Origin of the sequence: Pantoea eucrina (assembly GCF_001691555.1) — a bacterium.
Lineage (GTDB): Bacteria > Pseudomonadota > Gammaproteobacteria > Enterobacterales > Enterobacteriaceae > Pantoea > Pantoea borealis.
Genome location: NZ_MAYN01000008.1, coordinates 673995 through 692263, shown reverse-complemented (window position 1 = coordinate 692263; position 18269 = coordinate 673995). Strand labels below are relative to the sequence as shown.

Below are 18269 nucleotides of genomic sequence, written 5' to 3'. Positions count from 1 at the left end.
CGGGGTGAGCTTGCTTAGCTGCCCCGGCTCAAGTAGCCTTGAAGCACCCTGAATCCTGCCTGTTGAGTTGCCGCGCGCATGCTGAAACGCGTTTTCTTTGCTCTGATCATCATCATCTTAGCGATGGTGGCGACCGCGCTTGGCTTTGATCGCTGGATCAGCTGGAAAACCGCGCCGTTTATCTATGAAGATGTTGCCTCGCTGCCGCATCGTCAGGTTGGCGTGGTACTGGGCACCGCAAAATATTATCGCGCCGGCGTTATCAATCAGTATTACCTCTATCGCATGCAGGGCGCGCTTAACGCCTATAACAGCGGCAAAGTTAACTACCTGCTCCTGAGCGGCGACAACGCTCAGCAGAGCTATAACGAGCCTGCCACTATGCGGCGCGACCTGATTAAAGCCGGCGTCGATCCGTCTGATATCGTGCTGGATTATGCCGGTTTTCGTACGCTCGATTCGATTGTGCGCACGCGTAAGGTGTTTGATACCAACGACTTTATTATCATTACCCAGCGCTTTCACTGCGAACGTGCGCTCTACATTGCGCTGCACCTTGGCATTCAGGCACAGTGCTATGCCGTACCCTCACCGAAAAATATGTTGTCAGTACGCGCACGCGAAGTCGGTGCCCGGCTGGGCGCGATGGCCGATCTCTATCTGATGAAGCGCGAGCCGCGTTTTCTCGGACCGCTGGTGCCGATTCCGGCAGTGCATACGGTGCCGGAAGATGCGCAGAGCTACCCGGCGGTCACGCCTGAGCAGCTGCTGGAGCTGGAAGAGAAGCTGCGTAAATAGCGTCTGCTGAGGTAAGCGGCAGGCCGCCGGCCATAAAAAAAGGCTGCGTCAGCGCAGCCTTTTTTCGTTATGTCAGTGTTATTTCTTGCGCGAATACTTCAGGGAATCCAGCGCCACCGCAAAGATGATGATGCCGCCCTTGATGATGTACTGCCAGTAAGGGTTAACGCCAATGTAGGTCAGGCCGTAGTTGATCACGGTGAAGATAATCACCCCGGTCACCACGCCTGCAACCGTGCCCACGCCGCCGGCGAAGGAGACACCACCCACCACGCAGGCAGCAATCGCATCCAGCTCATACATAAAGCCGAGGTTGTTAGTGGCGCTGCCGATACGGCCCGCTTCCAGCAGACCGCCAAACGCGTAGAACACGCCTGACAGGGCATAGACCAGAATCAGGTTAAACGGTACGTTGACGCCTGAGACCTTTGCCGCTTCCGGGTTACCACCGATTGCGAAAATGTTTTTGCCGAAACGGGTTTTGTTCCACAGGATCCAGACAAACACGATAGCGATAATGGCGTAGAAGGTAATGAACGAGAGCTTGAAATCACCAAAGCGCAGGAAACCCTGGGTAAAGGTGGAGAATCCCGCGTCAAAACCCGCAATTGGCGAAGCACCGACAAAATCGTAGTAGAGCGAGTTAATGCCATACACGATGATCATCGTACCCAGCGTGGTAATGAACGGCGTTACCTTGAGGTAGGCGATGATTACGCCGTTAACCAGGCCAATCACGCCGCCAATAATGCACACCACCAGAATCACCAGCGGAATCGGCATGGTTTCCAGATGCGGGAAAACCTTGTTCGCGTTATCCATCGACTGCAGCAGCGTCGCCGCCACTACCGCCGCCAGTCCCACCTGCCGTCCGGCAGAGAGGTCGGTACCCTGAGTCACAATCAGCCCGGCCACGCCCAGCGCGATAATAATACGCACCGACGATTGCGTCAGGATGTTACTCAGGTTCATTAAACTTAAAAACGTCGGATCCTGGAAAATAATAATCGCCAGCAGAACAAACAGGACGACGTAAATACCGCCCTCTTTTAACCAGGTTAGCGCATTCTTTTTAGTGGTCGCTTTCATTTTAAAGCCCTTGCTTCATTAAAGGTGTAATGACGCTAAACGCAGGATTTCATTCTGCGAGGTCGTTTTTGTATCGACAATACCGGCTACCTGACCGTTACTCATGACCAGAATACGATCGGTTATACCCAGCAGCTCTGGCATTTCAGAGGAAATAATAATAATGCCCTTCTCTTTTTTGGCTAATTCTGAAATCAGCTGATAAATTTCAAATTTTGCCCCCACGTCAATACCGCGTGTAGGTTCATCAAGCATTAATATTTCCGGCTGCGTTAACAGCCAGCGACCAATAATCACTTTCTGCTGGTTACCGCCAGAAAGCGATCCGATCTGCGTATGGTGCCCTGGCGTTTTTACCCGCATGGAGTCAATAACCCATTGGGTGTCACTCTTCATGCGTTTATTATCGAGCAGGCCGATACTGGATTTATATTTTTTAATATTGGAGATAAGCGAGTTAAAACCGATATCGAGATAGGCGTAGATCCCCGTAGAACGACGTTCTTCTGTGACCAGCGCAAAACCGTGGTTAATCGCCTCGTTCGCACTATGGTTGTTGATCGCTTTGCCATGCAGCCGGATAGTCCCGCCCGATTTTTCACGAATGCCAAACAGCGTCTCCACGATATCAGTACGTTTCGCACCGACCAGCCCGGCGACTCCGAGGATCTCCCCTTTATGCAGGTCAAATGAGATATCGCGAATCGAAGGCTGCCGCAGTGAAGTCAGGTTGCGGACTTCAAGAATCACCTCGCCCGGCACGTTGCTCTTATCCGGGAAACGCTGGTTAAGCGAACGGCCTACCATCATGGCGATGATCTTATCCATATCCAGCCCTTCCAGCGACTGGGTGGCGATCCACTGCCCGTCGCGCAGAATGGTGATCTCATCGCACAGCTGAAAGATTTCTTCCATTTTATGGGAGATATAGACAATACCGCAGCCGCGATCTTTCAGTTTACGGATAATAGTAAACAGATGGTTAACTTCTTTCTCCGTCAGCGAAGAAGTCGGTTCATCCATAATGACAATTTTGGCGTCATAAGAGAACGCTTTGGCAATTTCAATCATTTGCATTTGCGAGACAGACAGATTCGCCACTTTATCACGCGGATCGATATCGATATCGAGTTCATCAAAAATCGCTTTAGTATCGCGATACATTTTGTCCTGATCGACAAACGGCCCTTTACGCGGGTAGCGGCCCAGCCACATATTATCCATCACGCTGCGCTGCAGCACGAGGTTTAATTCCTGATGCACCATTGAGACGCCATTTTCCAGCGCTTCTTTGGAGCTTTTATAGTCAATCTCCTGGCCCTGAAAAAGAATACTCCCCGTATCTTTTTTATAGATGCCAAATAAGCACTTTAATAATGTCGATTTTCCGGCGCCGTTTTCACCCATTAAGGCATGGACGGAGTGCGGCCGCACTTTCAAATTCACATTATCTAAGGCTTTCACCCCTGGAAATGATTTCGAGACATTCGTCATCTCCAGCAGATATTCACGCTGTGTGGTCGGATTCTCACTGGCCATAATTTACCTGGCTAAAAAAAGCGTATGCAGATGCAATAAGGCGCGGCAAATTGCCGCGCCCGGAATGGATTACTTCACAAACTGAGAGAGGTTCTCTTTATCCACGGCAACATACGGCACGCGAACGACTTTGTCTTCCATCTTGAAATTCGTTCCCGCGGTTGGCTCTTTGCCATCTGCCAGGTTCTTCGCAATATCCAGCGTGGCTTTTGCCTGGTTTTCCGCATCGTTCAGCACGGTACCCGCCATGGCGCCCGATTTCACCAGCGCCAGCGCTTCTGGCAGCGCATCGACACCAAACACCGGAATGCTTGATTTGTTGTGTGCTTTCAGTGCTTCAACCGCGCCCATCGCCATCGCATCATTGTTAGCGATGATTACTTCAATTTTGTTGGCATTCGGACCAGACAGCCACGCATCGACTTTATCTTTCGCCTGTGCGGTATCCCACATCGCGGTATCCATCGCCAGCTGCTGCGTTTTGATGCCATCTTTGTTCAGCGTGTCGATAACATATTTGGTACGCGCTTCAGCATCCGGATGGCCTGGCTCGCCTTTCAGCAGTACAAACTGAATCTGTCCATCTTTGTTCAGATCCCATGCCGGCGTCGATTTCCAGTGCTTCTCAATCAGCTCACCCTGCTTGATACCTGACTCTTTGGAATCTGTACCGACATAGTATGCCTTTGGATAGCTGGCCAGCACTTTAGCGTTAGGCTCTTTGTTGAAAAACACAATCGGTACGTCATTGGCTTTGGCTTTATCAATTACCACGGCCGCTGCCGCCGGATCCACCAGGTTAATTGCCAGCGCTTTCACGCCTTTGGCCATCAGCACGTCAATCTGGTCATTCTGTTTGGACTGGTCATTCTGTGAGTCATTCATCAGCAGCTGAATGCCGCCCAGCGCTTTGGACTCTTTCTCAATATCCTTGCGCACCATTGACATGAAGTTGTCGTCATATTTGTAAATGGTCACGCCAATGCGGGTATCGGCGGCGTGCGCAGTTGCACCAAACATCATGCTGGCAACCAGTGCTGTGAGCGTGAAAACCTTCTTATTCATGGTATCTCCGGTTTTAATTATGCAGGGTATTTCCTGCGCCATGCTGCCTGCGGGCGGCGAGCGCAGTCGGTTGAAACGCTATCATTCTGGAGCAGGCGCTGGCATTGGCCGGACCGCTCTCCCTATCCTGACTTCCCTGTACGTAACCGCTTCCTGAAGAGTGTTGTGAATCATTTCAACCGGCTACTGAAACCTGTCCGGAGGGGCGTGACCCGGCGTTTCATGATGTTTCAGTCCGGTAAGACGCTGCCATCATAGTGAGCGGTCTGGTAATTAACTGTGAATGTAATCACATATTGGAAACGGTTACATGGCGCTATCGCCTGGATTAGTGATCGACTCCACAATTTGCCGCTGGGCCACTGAGTGACGCCGCACCAGCGTGGGCATAAAGCAGTGTGACGCCTGAGGATCCAGCTCGCCGGCTGCGCCTTTCAGCGCCAGTTCTGTCGCCAGTTTTGCCATAGAAACAATAGGATAGCGGACAGTTGTCAGCTGGGGATCGGTGTAACGGGAAATGGGAATATCATCAAAGCCAATGACAGAAAAATGCTGTGGCACCTGAATGCCGTTATCTTTCAGCGCCGTCAGGGCGCCAGCTGCCATGCCATCGTTATAGGAAAAAACGGCGGTCAGATGCAGATTACGTCCGAGCAGCTCTACCATAGCGGCTTCACCGCCCTGCATATCGGGTTCAGCATGGGCGATCCACGCTTCCGGTGGCTGAATGCCCTGCTCTGCCAGGGCCTGCAGCCAGCCATCGCGGCGCTGCGTGACATCCTCAATTGGATGGCTGGAGCTAAGGTAGCCAATACGCTGATGTCCCTGCTGCAGCAGCATGCGGGTGGCAACCTGCGCACCGGTTACATTATCAAGACAGACACAGCGGTGTTCATAACCGCGGATGACGCGGTTAACCAGCACCATGCCTGGTACCTGATCCATAAACTGCGTGAGTTCAGCGTCTGAAAGCGTTTTCGCATGTACCACCAGCGCATTGCAGCGCTGACGGATCAGCACCTCAATGGCATGCCGCTCTTTATCTTCCTGATGCCAGGAGTTACTGATGAGAACGTGCTTGTGCACGCGCTGTGCCACGGTATCCACCGCTTTCACCAGCGCACCAAAAAAGGGATCGGAAACATCCATAACGACGACACCGATCGTGTCGCTGACCTGGGTGGCAAGCGCCTGGGCGTTGGCATTCGGACGATAGCCCAGCGATTCCACCGCCTGGAGCACGGCGTCGCGGGTATCAGAGGTGACTGCACTGCTGTTGTTGAGCACGCGCGACACGGTGGCAACAGATACTCCGGCCAGTCGGGCGACATCACGAATCGTTATCATGCAGCGGTTCCACAAAGGCTGAAAGGCGCGACGGGCGCGTAATAACGCTATTTTGTCAGGCCACAGGCTTCAGCTACGTGAAACAGCTCACACCAATGAAAACGGTTACATTGCTTTATGTGATCTTTGTGATGCAGGTCATTATCTGACAGGCGACGATGCGGTGCCTGATGCACACAGGCGCTGCGTCAGCCAGCGCCACAGCCACTCCAGCGGTCCCTGACGAAAATAGCGCAGCCAGAGCGCTGAGAAGAGCAGATTCATTGCCCAGATAACGGGCACCAGCGCCAGCAACTGCAGCCGGTCAAAGCGCAGGAACAGATCAAAGCGGTAGAACAGTGTGGTACAGATCAGCGTCTGTAACAGGTAGTTGCTCAGCGCCATTCGCCCTACTCCCTGAATCAGCCTGCACAGCCGGCTACGCGCCAGCACAGGCCAGAAGCCGAGACAGAGCGCCGCATAGCCGAGGCTGATAAAAGGAGCAGCCAAGTCGCGCGGCACCTGCAGATAAAAGCTGGTCCAGCGCTGAGCCCAGTGCAGCTGCCACTGCGCAGCGATACCCGGCACCGCGATCAGCCAGCCGGTGGTCAGCAGCAGCAGTGCAGCGCGCCGATAGTGCTGCAGGCTGAACGCACCGGTCAGCCAGCCGCAGCGCAGCAGCGCGGCACCCATCAGCATCAGTCCCGCCAGCTGCCAGCCATACTGAGATGCCAGCGCCATCAGACCGGATGCAAGCAGATCGAGCCGGTTGCGCACCGCTTCCCAGCCGCCCACCAGCTTCCAGTAACTTTCATACTCCAGCGCGGCGGCACCGGGCTGCCAGCCGCTGCTGCTCTGATTACCGGAGATCGCGCCGAAGATAAGCAGTACCGCACAGCCCACCAGATAGAGCAGTACGCCGGTCTGAAACAGCGCACGCTCAGAGGGCACCTCACGCAGCAGGCGCCAGATAATCAGGCCGATGAGCCCGTAGTCCAGCAGAATGTCTCCTTCCCAGAAGAAGACGCCGTGAATAAACCCGATAAACACCAGCAGCGTGAGCCGGGTGGAGATCCAGCGCTTGCCGCGCGGGATCTGCATGGCCAGTCCGGCGCCAAACAGGAGTGCAAACAGCGTAAGGAATTTCAGCTGTGCCAGCCCGTCCAGCACTGCCCAGGTCCAGGCATCCTGCGGCGTAACGCTGCCCTGCCAGGCAGGGTTAAGATAGGCGGCTGACGGCAGGCCAAAGCCGGTGATATTGAGCAGCAAAATGCCCAGCACCGCGCATCCGCGAATAAAATCCAGCGCCTGATAGCGTTGCATTGCTGCCCTCAGCCATTAAAAAAGGCGGCACCGGGGCCGCCTGGGGATCAGATATGACGTACCGCGCGCAGAAATTCCTGACGTGTATTCTGGCTCGATTTAAACAGTCCGCCCAGCGAGGTGGTCGTGGTTGCGCTGGTCGCATCTTTCACGCCGCGCGCTTTCACACAGTAGTGGACGGCATCAATCGATACCGCCACGTTAGTGGTACCAAGCAGCGTCTGCAGCGCCACCAGCACCTGCTGCGTCAGCCGCTCCTGCACCTGCGGGCGCTGGGCGAAAAACTGCACAATACGGTTAATTTTTGACAGGCCGATCACTTTGTCTTTGGGAATGTAGGCCACCGTCGCCTTGCCATCGATGATCACAAAATGGTGTTCGCAGGTGCTGGTCAGCGTGATGTCGCGCACCGTCACCATCTCATCCACTTTCATTTTGTTTTCAATAACCGTGATCTTCGGGAAGTTGGCGTAGTCGAGACCTGAAAAAATCTCATCCACATACATTTTTGCGATGCGATGCGGCGTCTCCATCAGGCTGTCATCTTCCAGGTCCAGATTCAGCAGCTGCATGATTTGCGTCATGTGACCGGCAATTTCACGCTTGCGCGTTTCGCTATCCATTTCGCGCACCGGGGCGCGTAACGGCGTTTCCAGACCGCGCGCCAGCAGCGCTTCATGAACCAGGGCGGCTTCCTGACTTAAGGTGCTCATCGTTTTCATTCTCCGGCAGGTGATGCGCCCGCGAGAACATGGCCCGCGGGGGAAATTCTGAGCGCGTATTGTGAAACACAACGCAGGCTTAATCCAGCAATCAATCTGATTGGAAATCAGCGGGTGTATCACCCTGACGCTATAAGGCACGAAAAGGCGGCTGTGACTGTCGCTAACACTACACTTATCAGCAGCACGCCTGGCTAAACTGTAAAAGAGCAGCCATAACGCACTTGCCAGCAGCTAACGGGCGGTTTAGACTCACGAAATATGAATAACATCACACTTTTTGTTTACGGGATGAGAATATGGATTTAGTTCAGCTGCGAATGTTCTGCTGTGTGGCCGATACCGGTTCCCTGGCGCGCGCCGCTGAACAGCTGCATCGCGTGCCTTCCAATCTCACTACGCGCCTGCGCCAGCTGGAAGAGGAGATCGGGGTTGATCTGTTTATCCGCGAAAAGCAGCGCATGCGTTTATCACCGATGGGGCATAATTTTCTCAACTATGCCCGCCGTATTCTGGCACTGAGCGATGAGGCGCTGAATATTGCCCGCGCCGGTGAGCCTGGCGGCAACTTTGCCTTTGGCTCCATGGAGAGCACGGCGGCTACCCGCCTGCCGGCCCTGCTGGCCGCCTATCATCAGCGCTATCCGGCGGTGGCACTCTCTCTGGTGACCGGTACCTCGGGCGATATCATCGATAAAGTGCGCGCCGGCACGCTGGCGGCGGCGCTGGTTGATGGCCCTGCGCCCTATGATGACCTGAACGGCTGTATCGCTTTCAGCGAGGAGATGGTGCTGATATCCAGCCCTGAACACCCGCCGATCCTCAGCGCACGTGATACGCAACAGGATACGCTGTTTGCCTTTGGCAACAGCTGTTCCTATCGCACCCGGCTGGAGAGCTGGTACCGCGACAGTCAGAGCGCACCGCGCAACGTCATGGAGATCCAGTCCTATCACGCTATGGTTGCCTGCGTAGCGGGCGGCGCCGGCGTGGCGATGCTGCCCGCCTCCGTGCTGGCGCAGATGCCGGCGCGCGAGCGGGTACAGGAGCACGCGCTGCCGCCGCTCTATCGCGATACCGCTACCTGGCTGATGTGGCGACGCGACGCGTTTACGCCGAACGTTGAAGCGCTGAAATACCTGATCATCGATATGTTTGACGACCGGCCACAACACGACGGGCTGCTGCATCCGCTGCCGGACAGCGAGCAGACGCCGCTCAAATAAGTAATGACCACCAGGGCCACTGGCCCGCATCTACCGCAAGAGGGATTGCATGAATATGATTAAAACCCGCGCCGCCGTTGCCTGGGCACCTGGCGAGCCGCTGAAAATTGAAGAAGTGGATCTGATGCCGCCGCAGAAAGGCGAAGTTCTGGTACGCATTGTTGCTACCGGTGTCTGCCATACCGATGCCTATACGCTCTCCGGTAAAGATCCTGAAGGCGTCTTCCCGGCCATTCTTGGTCATGAAGGTGGCGGTGTAGTGGAAGCGGTAGGCGAAGGGGTTACCAGCGTGGCGGTGGGCGATCACGTTATCCCGCTCTACACCCCGGAGTGCGGCAAATGTAAATTCTGCCTCTCCGGTAAAACCAATCTGTGTCAGGCGATCCGCGCTACCCAGGGCAAAGGACTGATGCCGGATGGCACCACGCGTTTCTTTAAAGATGGCCAGCCGATTTTCCACTATATGGGTACCTCAACCTTCTCGGAGTACACCGTCGTACCGGAAATCTCGCTGGCCAAAATCAGCAAAGAGGCACCGCTGGAAGAAGTGTGCCTGTTAGGCTGCGGCGTGACCACCGGGATGGGCGCTGTCATGAACACCGCAAAAGTCAAAGCAGGCGACACCGTAGCGATCTTTGGCCTTGGCGGCATTGGCCTCTCGGCGATCATCGGTGCGCAGATGGCGAAAGCGGGCCGCATTATTGCTATCGATATCAATACCAGCAAGTTTGATCTAGCCCGCAAGCTGGGTGCCACCGACCTGATTAACCCGAAAGATTATGACAAGCCTATTCAGGATGTCATCGTTGAGCTGACCGATGGCGGCGTCGATTTCTCCTTTGAGTGCATCGGTAACGTCAACGTCATGCGCTCGGCGCTGGAGTGCTGCCATAAAGGCTGGGGTGAGTCGGTTATCATCGGCGTGGCCGGTGCCGGTGAGGAGATCTCCACCCGTCCGTTCCAGCTGGTCACGGGTCGCGTCTGGCGGGGTTCCGCGTTTGGTGGTGTGAAAGGCCGCAGCCAGCTGCCGGGTATCGTACAGGATTATTTGGATGGCAAGTTCGCGCTGAACGATTTCATCACCCATACCATGGGGCTGGATGAGATCAACGACGCTTTTGATCTGATGCACGAAGGAAAATCGATTCGCTCTGTGGTGCACTTCAACAAATAACCGGAGGCGTTATGGCATCCACGCTGGAACTGCTGGAAGAACACCGTATTTTTGGTGGCTGGCAACAACGCTGGCGACATCAGTCAGCGGTACTGAACTGTCCGATGACGTTCAGCATTTTTCTACCGCCGCCTAAAGCTGATACGCCGCCGCCTGCGGTCTGGTTTCTTGCCGGGCTGACCTGCAGCGACGAGAACTTTACCACCAAAGCGGGTGCCCAGCGCGTGGCCGCCGAGCTGGGTCTGGTACTGATTATGCCGGACACCAGCCCGCGCGGTGACGCAGTGGCTAATGATGAGAGTTACGATCTTGGCCAGGGCGCCGGGTTTTATCTCAACGCGACGCAGCAGCCGTGGGCGGCGCACTATCGCATGTTTGACTACCTCAGCGACGAGCTGCCGGCGCTGCTGGCAGATAACTTCAAGCTGAGCGACCGGCAGTCGATCATGGGCCACTCAATGGGCGGACATGGTGCGCTGGTGCTGGCGCTGCGCCTCGGCGGACGCTTTGCCTCCGCTTCCGCCTTTGCACCGATTGTGAATCCCGGCGAGGTGCCGTGGGGACAGAAAGCGTTTACTGCCTACCTCGGCGACGATCGCCAGGCATGGCGCGAGTGGGACAGCTGCCTGCTGATGCAGGAGGCGGAGCAGCGTCTGCCGCTGCTGATCGATCAGGGTGACGGCGACCAGTTTCTGGCTGACCAGCTGCGTCCGGAGCGCCTCGAGGCGATTGCGCGTGAACAGGGCTTCCCGCTGGAGCTGCGTATTCAGCCGGGTTACGACCACAGCTACTTCTTTATCGCCACTTTTGTGGAAGATCACCTGCGCTTTCACGCGAAACATCTGCTGGTATAACGGTATCGCCCTGCAAGGCGATACTGCGCAGGGCGCGCATTGATGCGCCCCTGCATTACATCAGCGATTCTGCCACCAGCCCGTCAATCATCACCTGCGGCATGCCCTGCGAGCAGTGCTCAATCCGGCCGCGCACGCCATAGACCTGCGCGAGCGTCTGCGGCGTGATCACCTCTGCGGGTATCCCATCTGCCAGGCGCCTGCCCTGCTTCAGCATCAGCGCATGGTCAGCATGCCGCAACGCGATATTGATATCGTGCACCACCACCACCGTGACCATATTGCGCAGCCGCGTTTCGCGTCGCACCAGATCCATCACGTGAAACTGATAGTTGAGATCCAGCGCGCTCAGCGGCTCATCCAGCAGCAGCAGCTCAGGCCGGCGGATCAGCGACTGCGCCAGGCCCACCAGCTGCTTCTGGCCACCTGAGAGCTGATCGAGATAGCGCATCGCCAGATGGGCAATGCCCAGCTGCTCCAGCAGCGCCATAATCTCCGCTTCGCTGTCAGCATTGTGCAGGCCACCCGACGCGCGCTGCGCCACGATAATCGATTCCAGTACATGCAGGTGGACCCCGGCGGGCAGCGTCTGCGGCAGGTAGACCACGCGCTGTGCACGCTGCGTAAAGGGCTGCGCCATTAAATCAACGCCGTTCAGCCAGAGTGCGCCCTCGCCTTTACCCAGGCCCGCCAGCGCGCGCAGCAGCGTGGATTTTCCGCAGCCGTTCGGGCCGAGCAGCACGGTAATCTTACCGCGCGGCAGCGTGGCAACGTCCAGGTTGTCGATCACCTGACGTTTAGGATAGCCGGCGCTGAATTGCTGAATACGTAAACCTGAACTCATTACACGCTCCCCCGGTGACGCAGGATAATACTCAGAAAGAACGGAACGCCGACCAGCGAGGTGACGATCCCCACCGGAATAATCACGCCCGGGATCAGGTTTTTCGACGCAACCGAGGCGAGCGACAGCACCAGCGCACCGACCAGCGCACTGGCAGGCAGATAGTAGCGGTGATCCTCGCCAAACATCATGCGGGCGATATGCGGTGCTACCAGGCCGATAAAGCCGATAGGGCCGACAAACGCCACCGCCAGCGCCGAGAGAATGCTGATGCGTAACAGCGTCGCCAGCCGCAGGCGGCGTACGTCGATACCAAAGCTGATAGCGCGATCTTCTCCGAGCCGCAGCGCGGTCAGCTTCCAACTGCTGAGCATAGAAAACGGTACCAGCAGCGCAAAGGCGGCACTGAGCACACCCAGTTTTTCCCACGATGCACGCGCCAGGCTGCCCATGGTCCAGAACACCAGCCCCTGCAGCGTGTCTTCACTGGCGATAAACTGCATCATCGATACCAGCGCGTTAAAGGTAAACACCAGGGCAATACCAAACAGCACCACGCCGGAGGTCGAGACTTTGCTCCAGCGCGTAATGCCATCCAGCATCAGCGCGGCAAACAGGGCAAACACAAAAGCGTTAGCGGAGATAAACCACTGATCGGAGAGGCCGGGAAAACCGACGCCGAGGATAATGGCCAGCGCAGCGCCAAAGGCGGCAGCGGAAGAGACGCCCAGCGTAAAGGGGCTCGCCAGCGGGTTATTCAGAATGGTTTGCATCTCTGCGCCTGCCAGTCCCAGCGCCAGCCCGACCACCACCGCCATCAGCGCATAGGGCAGACGAATATCCCAGACAATTACGCGGGTGCCGGCGTCCATTGCGGCCGGATGCAACAGCGTCTGACCAAGCGTTTCCAGCGAGAGTCCGGCCGGGCCGAGGGTGAAATCGAGAATAACCGAGGCGAGAATAGCCACAACCAGTACGCCAGTCAGCAGCAGTCGCTGACGCAGCACCTGACGATAACGTGTCAGGGTGTCAGCTTCAGGGGGGTGTTCCGCTATCAGCACGGAATCCGTCGTACGCATGAGTCTACCTGTATAGCCGTAATCATAACGGCTGACACAATAGAGCAGGTGATAATAATTATCAATTATATCTCTGTAACAAAGCTCAAACGGTCCGGGACGCATAAATGCGACCCCTACGTATCGTGCAATTGCAGGGGCGGCATTGATGCCGCCCTGGCCCGGGTGAATCGCATGAAACCAGGGACGCATAAATGCGTCCCCTGCGTATCGTGCAATCACAGGGGCGGCATTGATGCCGCCCTGGCCGCGTCACGCACTGGAACCAGGGACGCATAAATGCGTCCCCTGCTTTTGAATTGGAATGCCGCCACGCCAGGTTTTACTGCTTAAAAACCGGGAACTCCATGTCGCTGTATTTCACCACACGACTGCCGCGCGTCAGCCGGTAACCCATCCAGATAATCAGGAATAGCGGAATACCGATATAGGTTGCTGCCACGCCATACCAGTCGATGGTATCGGCGAGGAACGCCTGATAGTTCTGTCCCAGCGTAATAATCAGGCAGAGCACAAAGGCGAAGATGGGGCCCAGCGGGAAAAAGCCGGATCGATAAGGTAAATCAGCGAGATCGCGTCCCTGAGCCTCATAGCCACGGCGGAAACGATAGTGACTGATGGCAATCCCCAGCCAGGCGATAAAGCCGGTCATACCTGAGGTATTAAGCAGCCACAGGTAAACTTCCTGATTACCGAACTTTGATGTCAGGAAGCAGAGACCCGCTACCACGGTGGTCGCGATCAGCGCGTTGCGCGGCACGCCGCCTTTTGAGAGTTTTGCAAAGATACGCGGCGCTTTGCCCTCGCGGGCGAGATTAAACAGCATGCGCGTTGAGGCGTACATACCAGAGTTACCCGCCGAAAGTACCGATGTCAGGATCACTGCATTCATGATCGCCGCTGCGGAGAGCAGACCGGCATTCTGGAACACCAGCGTAAACGGGCTGACGCTGATATCGGTTACGTCATTGTGCAGCAGCTGCGGATCGGTATAGGGCAGGATCAGGCTGATGATCAGAATCGCAAACACATAAAACAGCAGGATACGCCAGAAAACCTGTCGTACCGCGCGCGGAATATTTTTTGCCGGATCTTCCGACTCCCCGGCGGCGATACCGATAAGCTCAGTGCCCTGGAAGGAGAAGCCGACAATCATCGCCACGCCAATCATTGCGGAAAACCCGCCGGCAAAAGGCGCATCGCCCACGGTCCAGTTGTGCCAGCCTGCGTGTTCTGCACCGCGCATGATGCCGGTGATCATCAGAATGCCGACCATAATAAAGATAATCACGGTGGCGACTTTAATCAGCGAGAACCAGTACTCTGCTTCACCAAAACCCTTCACTGAGATGAAGTTAATCAGAAACATCAGGCAGAGAAAGGTGGCGCTCCAGATCCAGCCGGGCGTATCGGGGAACCAGTAGTTCATCACCAGCTGCGAGGCGACCAGATCAACGGCGATGGTCACCGCCCAGTTGTACCAGTAGTTCCAGCCCAGTGCGAAGCCAAAGCCCTCTTCAACATATTTTGCGCCATAGGTCGCGAAGGAGCCGGAAACCGGCATAAAGGCAGCCAGTTCGCCGAGGCTGGTCATCAGAAAGTAGACCATCAGCCCGATCAGGGCATAGGAGAGCAGCGCGCCGCCGGGTCCTGCCTGTGAAATGGTGGCGCCGGAAGCGACAAACAGGCCGGTGCCGATGGAGCCGCCGATGGCGATCATGGTGAGATGGCGCGCTTTTAATTCACGGCGCAGCCCAGGTTGTTGTGTTGTTTTTGAGTCATTATGCATGTGTAAACGCTATGCCGGATAAAAATAAGGCGCGATTGTAGCAGCTAACCCTGCGCTGTATAGCATTCACCTCGGGTTATTAGTTACCTTCATGATCGGCGGGCGATTATTAGCAGTACCCGCCGCCGCAGGCTATTCACAGCAGTACGCGAGAAAGCGGTTGAGCGCGTTTGAGAGATGTTTTTGCCGGTGGTGGATACGGTAGAGCGTGCGCGTCAGGCGCGGCAGCGGTACCTCAACTTCTGCCAGCGTACCTGCTTCAAGCAGGTCGGCGATCACCCGACGCGACAGGCAGCTGATGCCCATACCGTGCCGTACCGCATGCTTGATCGCTTCGGAGTTACCCAGTTCCATACCGAGCTGAAACTGCGGCAGATGCGACAGCAGCTGGTAGTCAACGATTTCACGCGTGCCGGAGCCGCGCTCACGCAGGATCCACGGTGCCGCCGCAAGGCTTGCCAGCGTTACCGGCTGCTGCAGCAGCGCCGAGTCAGGTGCTGCAAACACCACCAGCTCATCTTCCAGCCACGGCGTGCTGATGATATCCGGCTCGTGGCATGGCCCTTCAATCAAACCGATGTCGACGCGGAAATCTGCCACCGCCTGAATCGCATCCTGACTGTTGCCGACGCTCAGTTCCAGCGGCAGTCCGGGAAAGTCGCGCCGGTAAGCGGCAATCATGCCAGGCAGCAAATAGTTACCGATAGTGCTGCTGGCAAACAGCCGGATCGCCCCGCTGTCTTCCCGAAAAAGCTGCTCAATTTCACCCGCCTGCTCCAGCAGCCCCACGGCGCGCGGATAGAGCAGCCGGCCATGTTCATTCAGTACCAGCCGCTTGCCGACGCGGTCGAACAGCTGTACGCCGAGCTGGTTTTCGAGATCCGCCAGCGCCGCGCTCACCGCCGACTGCGACAGCGACAGCACCTGCGAGGCCTGGGTGGTTGAACCGCTCTTCAGCACCTCAGTGAACACTTCAATCTGGCGTAGCGTGATATGCATGATTGCTCCTCAGGCCATATAGCGCTGTATCAGCCAGACGATAATGCCGATCCAGATCAGCAGGATCAGGGCAAAGCCGGCACGACTGACAATTCTCACCCCGCGCGCACGCTGTACCTCCGCGCGTTCAGCGCTGCTGATACGAATGTCGCGCGGCAGCAGACGCAGCAGAATGATCACGCCGAGCGGCACAATGATGGCGTCGTCCAGCAGACCAATAATCGGGATGAAGTCGGGAATAAGGTCAATCGGGCTGAGCGCATAGGCTACCAGTCCAAAGGCCATCAGTTTGAACCACCATGCCGTACGCGGATCGCGACAGGCAAACCACAGCGTCAGAACGTCCCGCTTAATCAGCTGTGCCCAGCGGCGCAGGCGCACAAACATAGCCCTTCTCCTTATCACTTATTCCGGTCGATTATAAAGATATTATCAATTTCACTTTTATAACAGAGAGGCGCAGGCTATTGCCATACTCAGGAGGTGGTTAATGGCTGAATTTAGCATATTAAAACCGGCGCTCCCGCCCTGCCGGGTGGTGCCGGGTCTGGTCCTTACGGCGGCACTGGCAGCTGGCGCCGCCTGGCTTACCACGCTGCCGTGGCTGTCTCACGCCGGTCTGGGCGCGCTGACGCTGGCAATTATTGGCGGCATTATTGCAGGTAATACCTTCTATCCGCATATAGCCATTCACTGCGATAGCGGCGTGCTGCTGGCTAAACAGCGCCTGTTGCGCCTCGGCATTATTCTCTATGGCTTTCGCATCACCGTTCAGCAGATCGCCGGCGTTGGCCTGCGCGGCGTCGTGATCGATACGCTGATTATTGGCACAACGTTTCTGCTTACCTGCCTGGCGGGCATCCGGCTGCTGAAAATGGATCGCGAGACGGTGTGGCTGATCGGTGCCGGCAGCAGCATCTGCGGGGCGGCGGCGGTGCTGGCAACGGAACCCGTGGTCAAAGCTGACGCCTCGAAAGTGGCGGTGGCAGTGGCAACGGTGGTGCTGTTTGGTACTGCCGGGATCCTGATTTATCCCCTGCTGTTTACGCTGCTGCCGGCTGTCAGCGCCGCGCAGTTTGGCATCTTTACCGGCTCCACGCTGCATGAGGTAGCGCAGGTGGTAGCGGCCGGACACGCTATGGGCGCTGAAGCAGAGAACATGGCGGTGATCACCAAGATGCTGCGCGTCATGATGCTGGCCCCTTTTCTGCTGCTGCTGGGCAGCTGGCTCCGGCGGCGTGGCCCGCGCACGGCCACCTCTGCACACAGCTTTCCGTGGTTTGCGCTGCTGTTTATCGCAGTCGCGCTGGTTAATTCACTGCAGCTGCTGCCGGCCGGACTGATTAGCGCCCTGAACCAGCTGGCTGATCTGCTGCTGGCGATGGCGATGGCAGCGCTGGGTCTGACCACGCGCTTCTCCGCGCTGAAGCAGGCGGGCGCGAAGCCGCTGCTGCTGGGGCTGATAATGTTTTGCTGGCTGATCGCCGGCGGCGGTGCGCTGAATTTGCTGGTGCAACATTTCATGGCATAGCGGCTTCCGCTATCATGTGCGCCTTGCTTTTGTTAACGCCCACACAGGAGAGCGGCATGAAATATATCGGTGCACACGTCAGCGCATCCGGCGGCGTGGATCAGGCAGTGATCCGCGCCCATGAGCTGGAGGCCACCGCCTTTGCGCTCTTTACAAAAAATCAGCGTCAGTGGAAAGCTGCGCCGCTCTCTGCGCAGACCATTGACGCGTTCAAAAGCGCCTGCGCGCGGTATAACTACTCTTCCGCGCAAATCCTGCCGCACGACAGCTTTCTGATCAATCTGGGTCACCCGGAGGCTGAGGCGCTGGAGAAATCGCGTGCCGCTTTTCTGGATGAGATGCAGCGGGCCGACCAGCTTGGTCTGACGCTGCTGAACTTCCACCCCGGCAGCCATCTGCAGAAGCTCGATGAAGAGACGTGCCTGAAGCGCATCGCCGAATCGATCAACATCACGCTGGATAAAACGCAAAACGTCGTCGCGGTGATTGAAAATACCGCCGGCCAGGGCAGCAATCTCGGCTACCGCTTTGAGCATCTTGCGACCATTATTGAGCACGTCGAAGATAAATCACGCGTGGGGGTCTGTCTGGATACCTGTCACACCTTTGCCGGCGGATACGATCTGCGGACCGAAGCCGACTGCATCGCAACCTTTGCCGAATTTGAGCGCGTGGTGGGCTTTAACTATCTGCGCGGGATGCATCTGAACGACGCCAAAAGCGCACTCGGCAGCCGCGTCGATCGCCACCACAGTCTCGGTGAAGGCAACATTGGCAAAACCGTGTTCAGCTGGCTGATGAAAGATGCACGCTTCGACAATATTCCGCTGATTCTGGAGACCATTAATCCCGATATCTGGAAAGATGAGATCGCCTGGCTTAAAGCAGAGCAGCACGCCTGACAACAGGCA

17 protein-coding genes are annotated in these 18269 nt (G+C 56.5%); 6 read left to right on the top strand and 11 right to left on the bottom strand.

Translation table 11 applies throughout. The features are described from left to right. Positions 1-78 precede the first annotated feature (78 nt). The gene (gene sanA, locus BBA90_RS09355) at positions 79-798 is read left to right on the top strand and encodes an outer membrane permeability protein SanA (protein WP_065648887.1); all 720 of its coding nucleotides are present in this window, start codon (positions 79-81) and stop codon (positions 796-798) included. 78 nt (positions 799-876) lie between these two features. Here the strand turns inward: sanA and mglC are convergent, their stop codons facing one another. From mglC to folE, 6 genes are all read right to left on the bottom strand, one after another. Beyond that, a complete protein-coding gene (mglC, locus tag BBA90_RS09350; RefSeq protein WP_039385433.1) occupies positions 877-1887 on the bottom strand; it encodes a galactose/methyl galactoside ABC transporter permease MglC in 1011 nt (336 codons plus the stop codon). 18 nt (positions 1888-1905) lie between these two features. Continuing rightward, on the bottom strand, positions 1906-3426 hold the full coding sequence (gene mglA, locus BBA90_RS09345) for a galactose/methyl galactoside ABC transporter ATP-binding protein MglA (RefSeq protein ID WP_065648886.1): 1521 nt from the start codon (positions 3424-3426) through the stop codon (positions 1906-1908). A 69-nt stretch (positions 3427-3495) separates the two neighbouring features. Then, positions 3496-4491 (bottom strand): galactose/glucose ABC transporter substrate-binding protein MglB, encoded by a 996-nt coding sequence (gene mglB, locus BBA90_RS09340; RefSeq protein ID WP_065648885.1) that lies wholly within the window; start codon positions 4489-4491, stop codon positions 3496-3498. Between the two features lie 306 nt (positions 4492-4797). Next, complete coding sequence (galS, locus tag BBA90_RS09335; RefSeq protein WP_065648884.1) at positions 4798-5838, bottom strand: HTH-type transcriptional regulator GalS; 1041 nt, start codon at positions 5836-5838, stop codon at positions 4798-4800. A 141-nt stretch (positions 5839-5979) separates the two neighbouring features. Beyond that, the gene (yeiB, locus tag BBA90_RS09330) at positions 5980-7140 is read right to left on the bottom strand and encodes a DUF418 domain-containing protein YeiB (protein WP_065648883.1); all 1161 of its coding nucleotides are present in this window, start codon (positions 7138-7140) and stop codon (positions 5980-5982) included. A 47-nt stretch (positions 7141-7187) separates the two neighbouring features. After that, a complete protein-coding gene (folE, locus tag BBA90_RS09325; RefSeq protein WP_039385439.1) occupies positions 7188-7853 on the bottom strand; it encodes a GTP cyclohydrolase I FolE in 666 nt (221 codons plus the stop codon). 308 nt (positions 7854-8161) lie between these two features. On the opposite strand from folE, the gene ptrR reads away from it, so the two are divergent. From ptrR to fghA, 3 genes are read left to right on the top strand one after another with little or no spacing between them, the layout of a single operon-like run. Further along, positions 8162-9088, top strand: coding sequence for a putrescine utilization regulator PtrR (gene ptrR, locus BBA90_RS09320; protein ID WP_065648882.1), 927 nt, complete (start codon positions 8162-8164; stop codon positions 9086-9088). Positions 9089-9137: 49 nt separating this feature from the next. Then, positions 9138-10262, top strand: a complete 1125-nt coding sequence (locus tag BBA90_RS09315; RefSeq protein WP_065648881.1) for an S-(hydroxymethyl)glutathione dehydrogenase/class III alcohol dehydrogenase — start codon at positions 9138-9140, stop codon at positions 10260-10262. An 11-nt stretch (positions 10263-10273) separates the two neighbouring features. Continuing rightward, positions 10274-11116 (top strand): S-formylglutathione hydrolase, encoded by an 843-nt coding sequence (fghA, locus tag BBA90_RS09310; protein WP_065648880.1) that lies wholly within the window; start codon positions 10274-10276, stop codon positions 11114-11116. Positions 11117-11171: 55 nt separating this feature from the next. On the opposite strand, the gene BBA90_RS09305 is transcribed toward fghA, so the two are convergent. From BBA90_RS09305 to BBA90_RS09285, 5 genes are all read right to left on the bottom strand, one after another. Further along, positions 11172-11960 carry an ABC transporter ATP-binding protein gene (locus BBA90_RS09305; protein WP_065648879.1) on the bottom strand — a complete coding sequence of 263 codons (789 nt, stop codon included), beginning with the start codon at positions 11958-11960 and terminating at the stop codon, positions 11172-11174. Then, entirely contained in the window at positions 11960-13039 is a 1080-nt protein-coding gene (locus tag BBA90_RS09300; protein WP_065648878.1) for a FecCD family ABC transporter permease, read from the bottom strand. The genes BBA90_RS09305 and BBA90_RS09300 overlap by 1 nt, the downstream gene beginning before the upstream one ends. 322 nt (positions 13040-13361) lie before the next feature. Next, positions 13362-14828: an amino acid permease gene (locus tag BBA90_RS09295; protein WP_065648877.1), complete on the bottom strand. Its 1467-nt coding sequence runs from the start codon at positions 14826-14828 to the stop codon at positions 13362-13364. Positions 14829-14960: 132 nt separating this feature from the next. Next, positions 14961-15827, bottom strand: a complete 867-nt coding sequence (gene yieE, locus BBA90_RS09290) for a DNA-binding transcriptional regulator YeiE (protein ID WP_065648876.1) — start codon at positions 15825-15827, stop codon at positions 14961-14963. A gap of 9 nt (positions 15828-15836) precedes the next feature. Then, positions 15837-16214 carry a YkvA family protein gene (locus tag BBA90_RS09285; protein WP_065648875.1) on the bottom strand — a complete coding sequence of 126 codons (378 nt, stop codon included), beginning with the start codon at positions 16212-16214 and terminating at the stop codon, positions 15837-15839. A gap of 103 nt (positions 16215-16317) precedes the next feature. On the opposite strand from BBA90_RS09285, the gene BBA90_RS09280 reads away from it, so the two are divergent. After that, positions 16318-17358: a YeiH family putative sulfate export transporter gene (locus tag BBA90_RS09280; RefSeq protein ID WP_065648874.1), complete on the top strand. Its 1041-nt coding sequence runs from the start codon at positions 16318-16320 to the stop codon at positions 17356-17358. Between the two features lie 56 nt (positions 17359-17414). Next, positions 17415-18260 carry a deoxyribonuclease IV gene (gene nfo, locus BBA90_RS09275; RefSeq protein ID WP_065648873.1) on the top strand — a complete coding sequence of 282 codons (846 nt, stop codon included), beginning with the start codon at positions 17415-17417 and terminating at the stop codon, positions 18258-18260. Positions 18261-18269 lie beyond the last annotated feature (9 nt).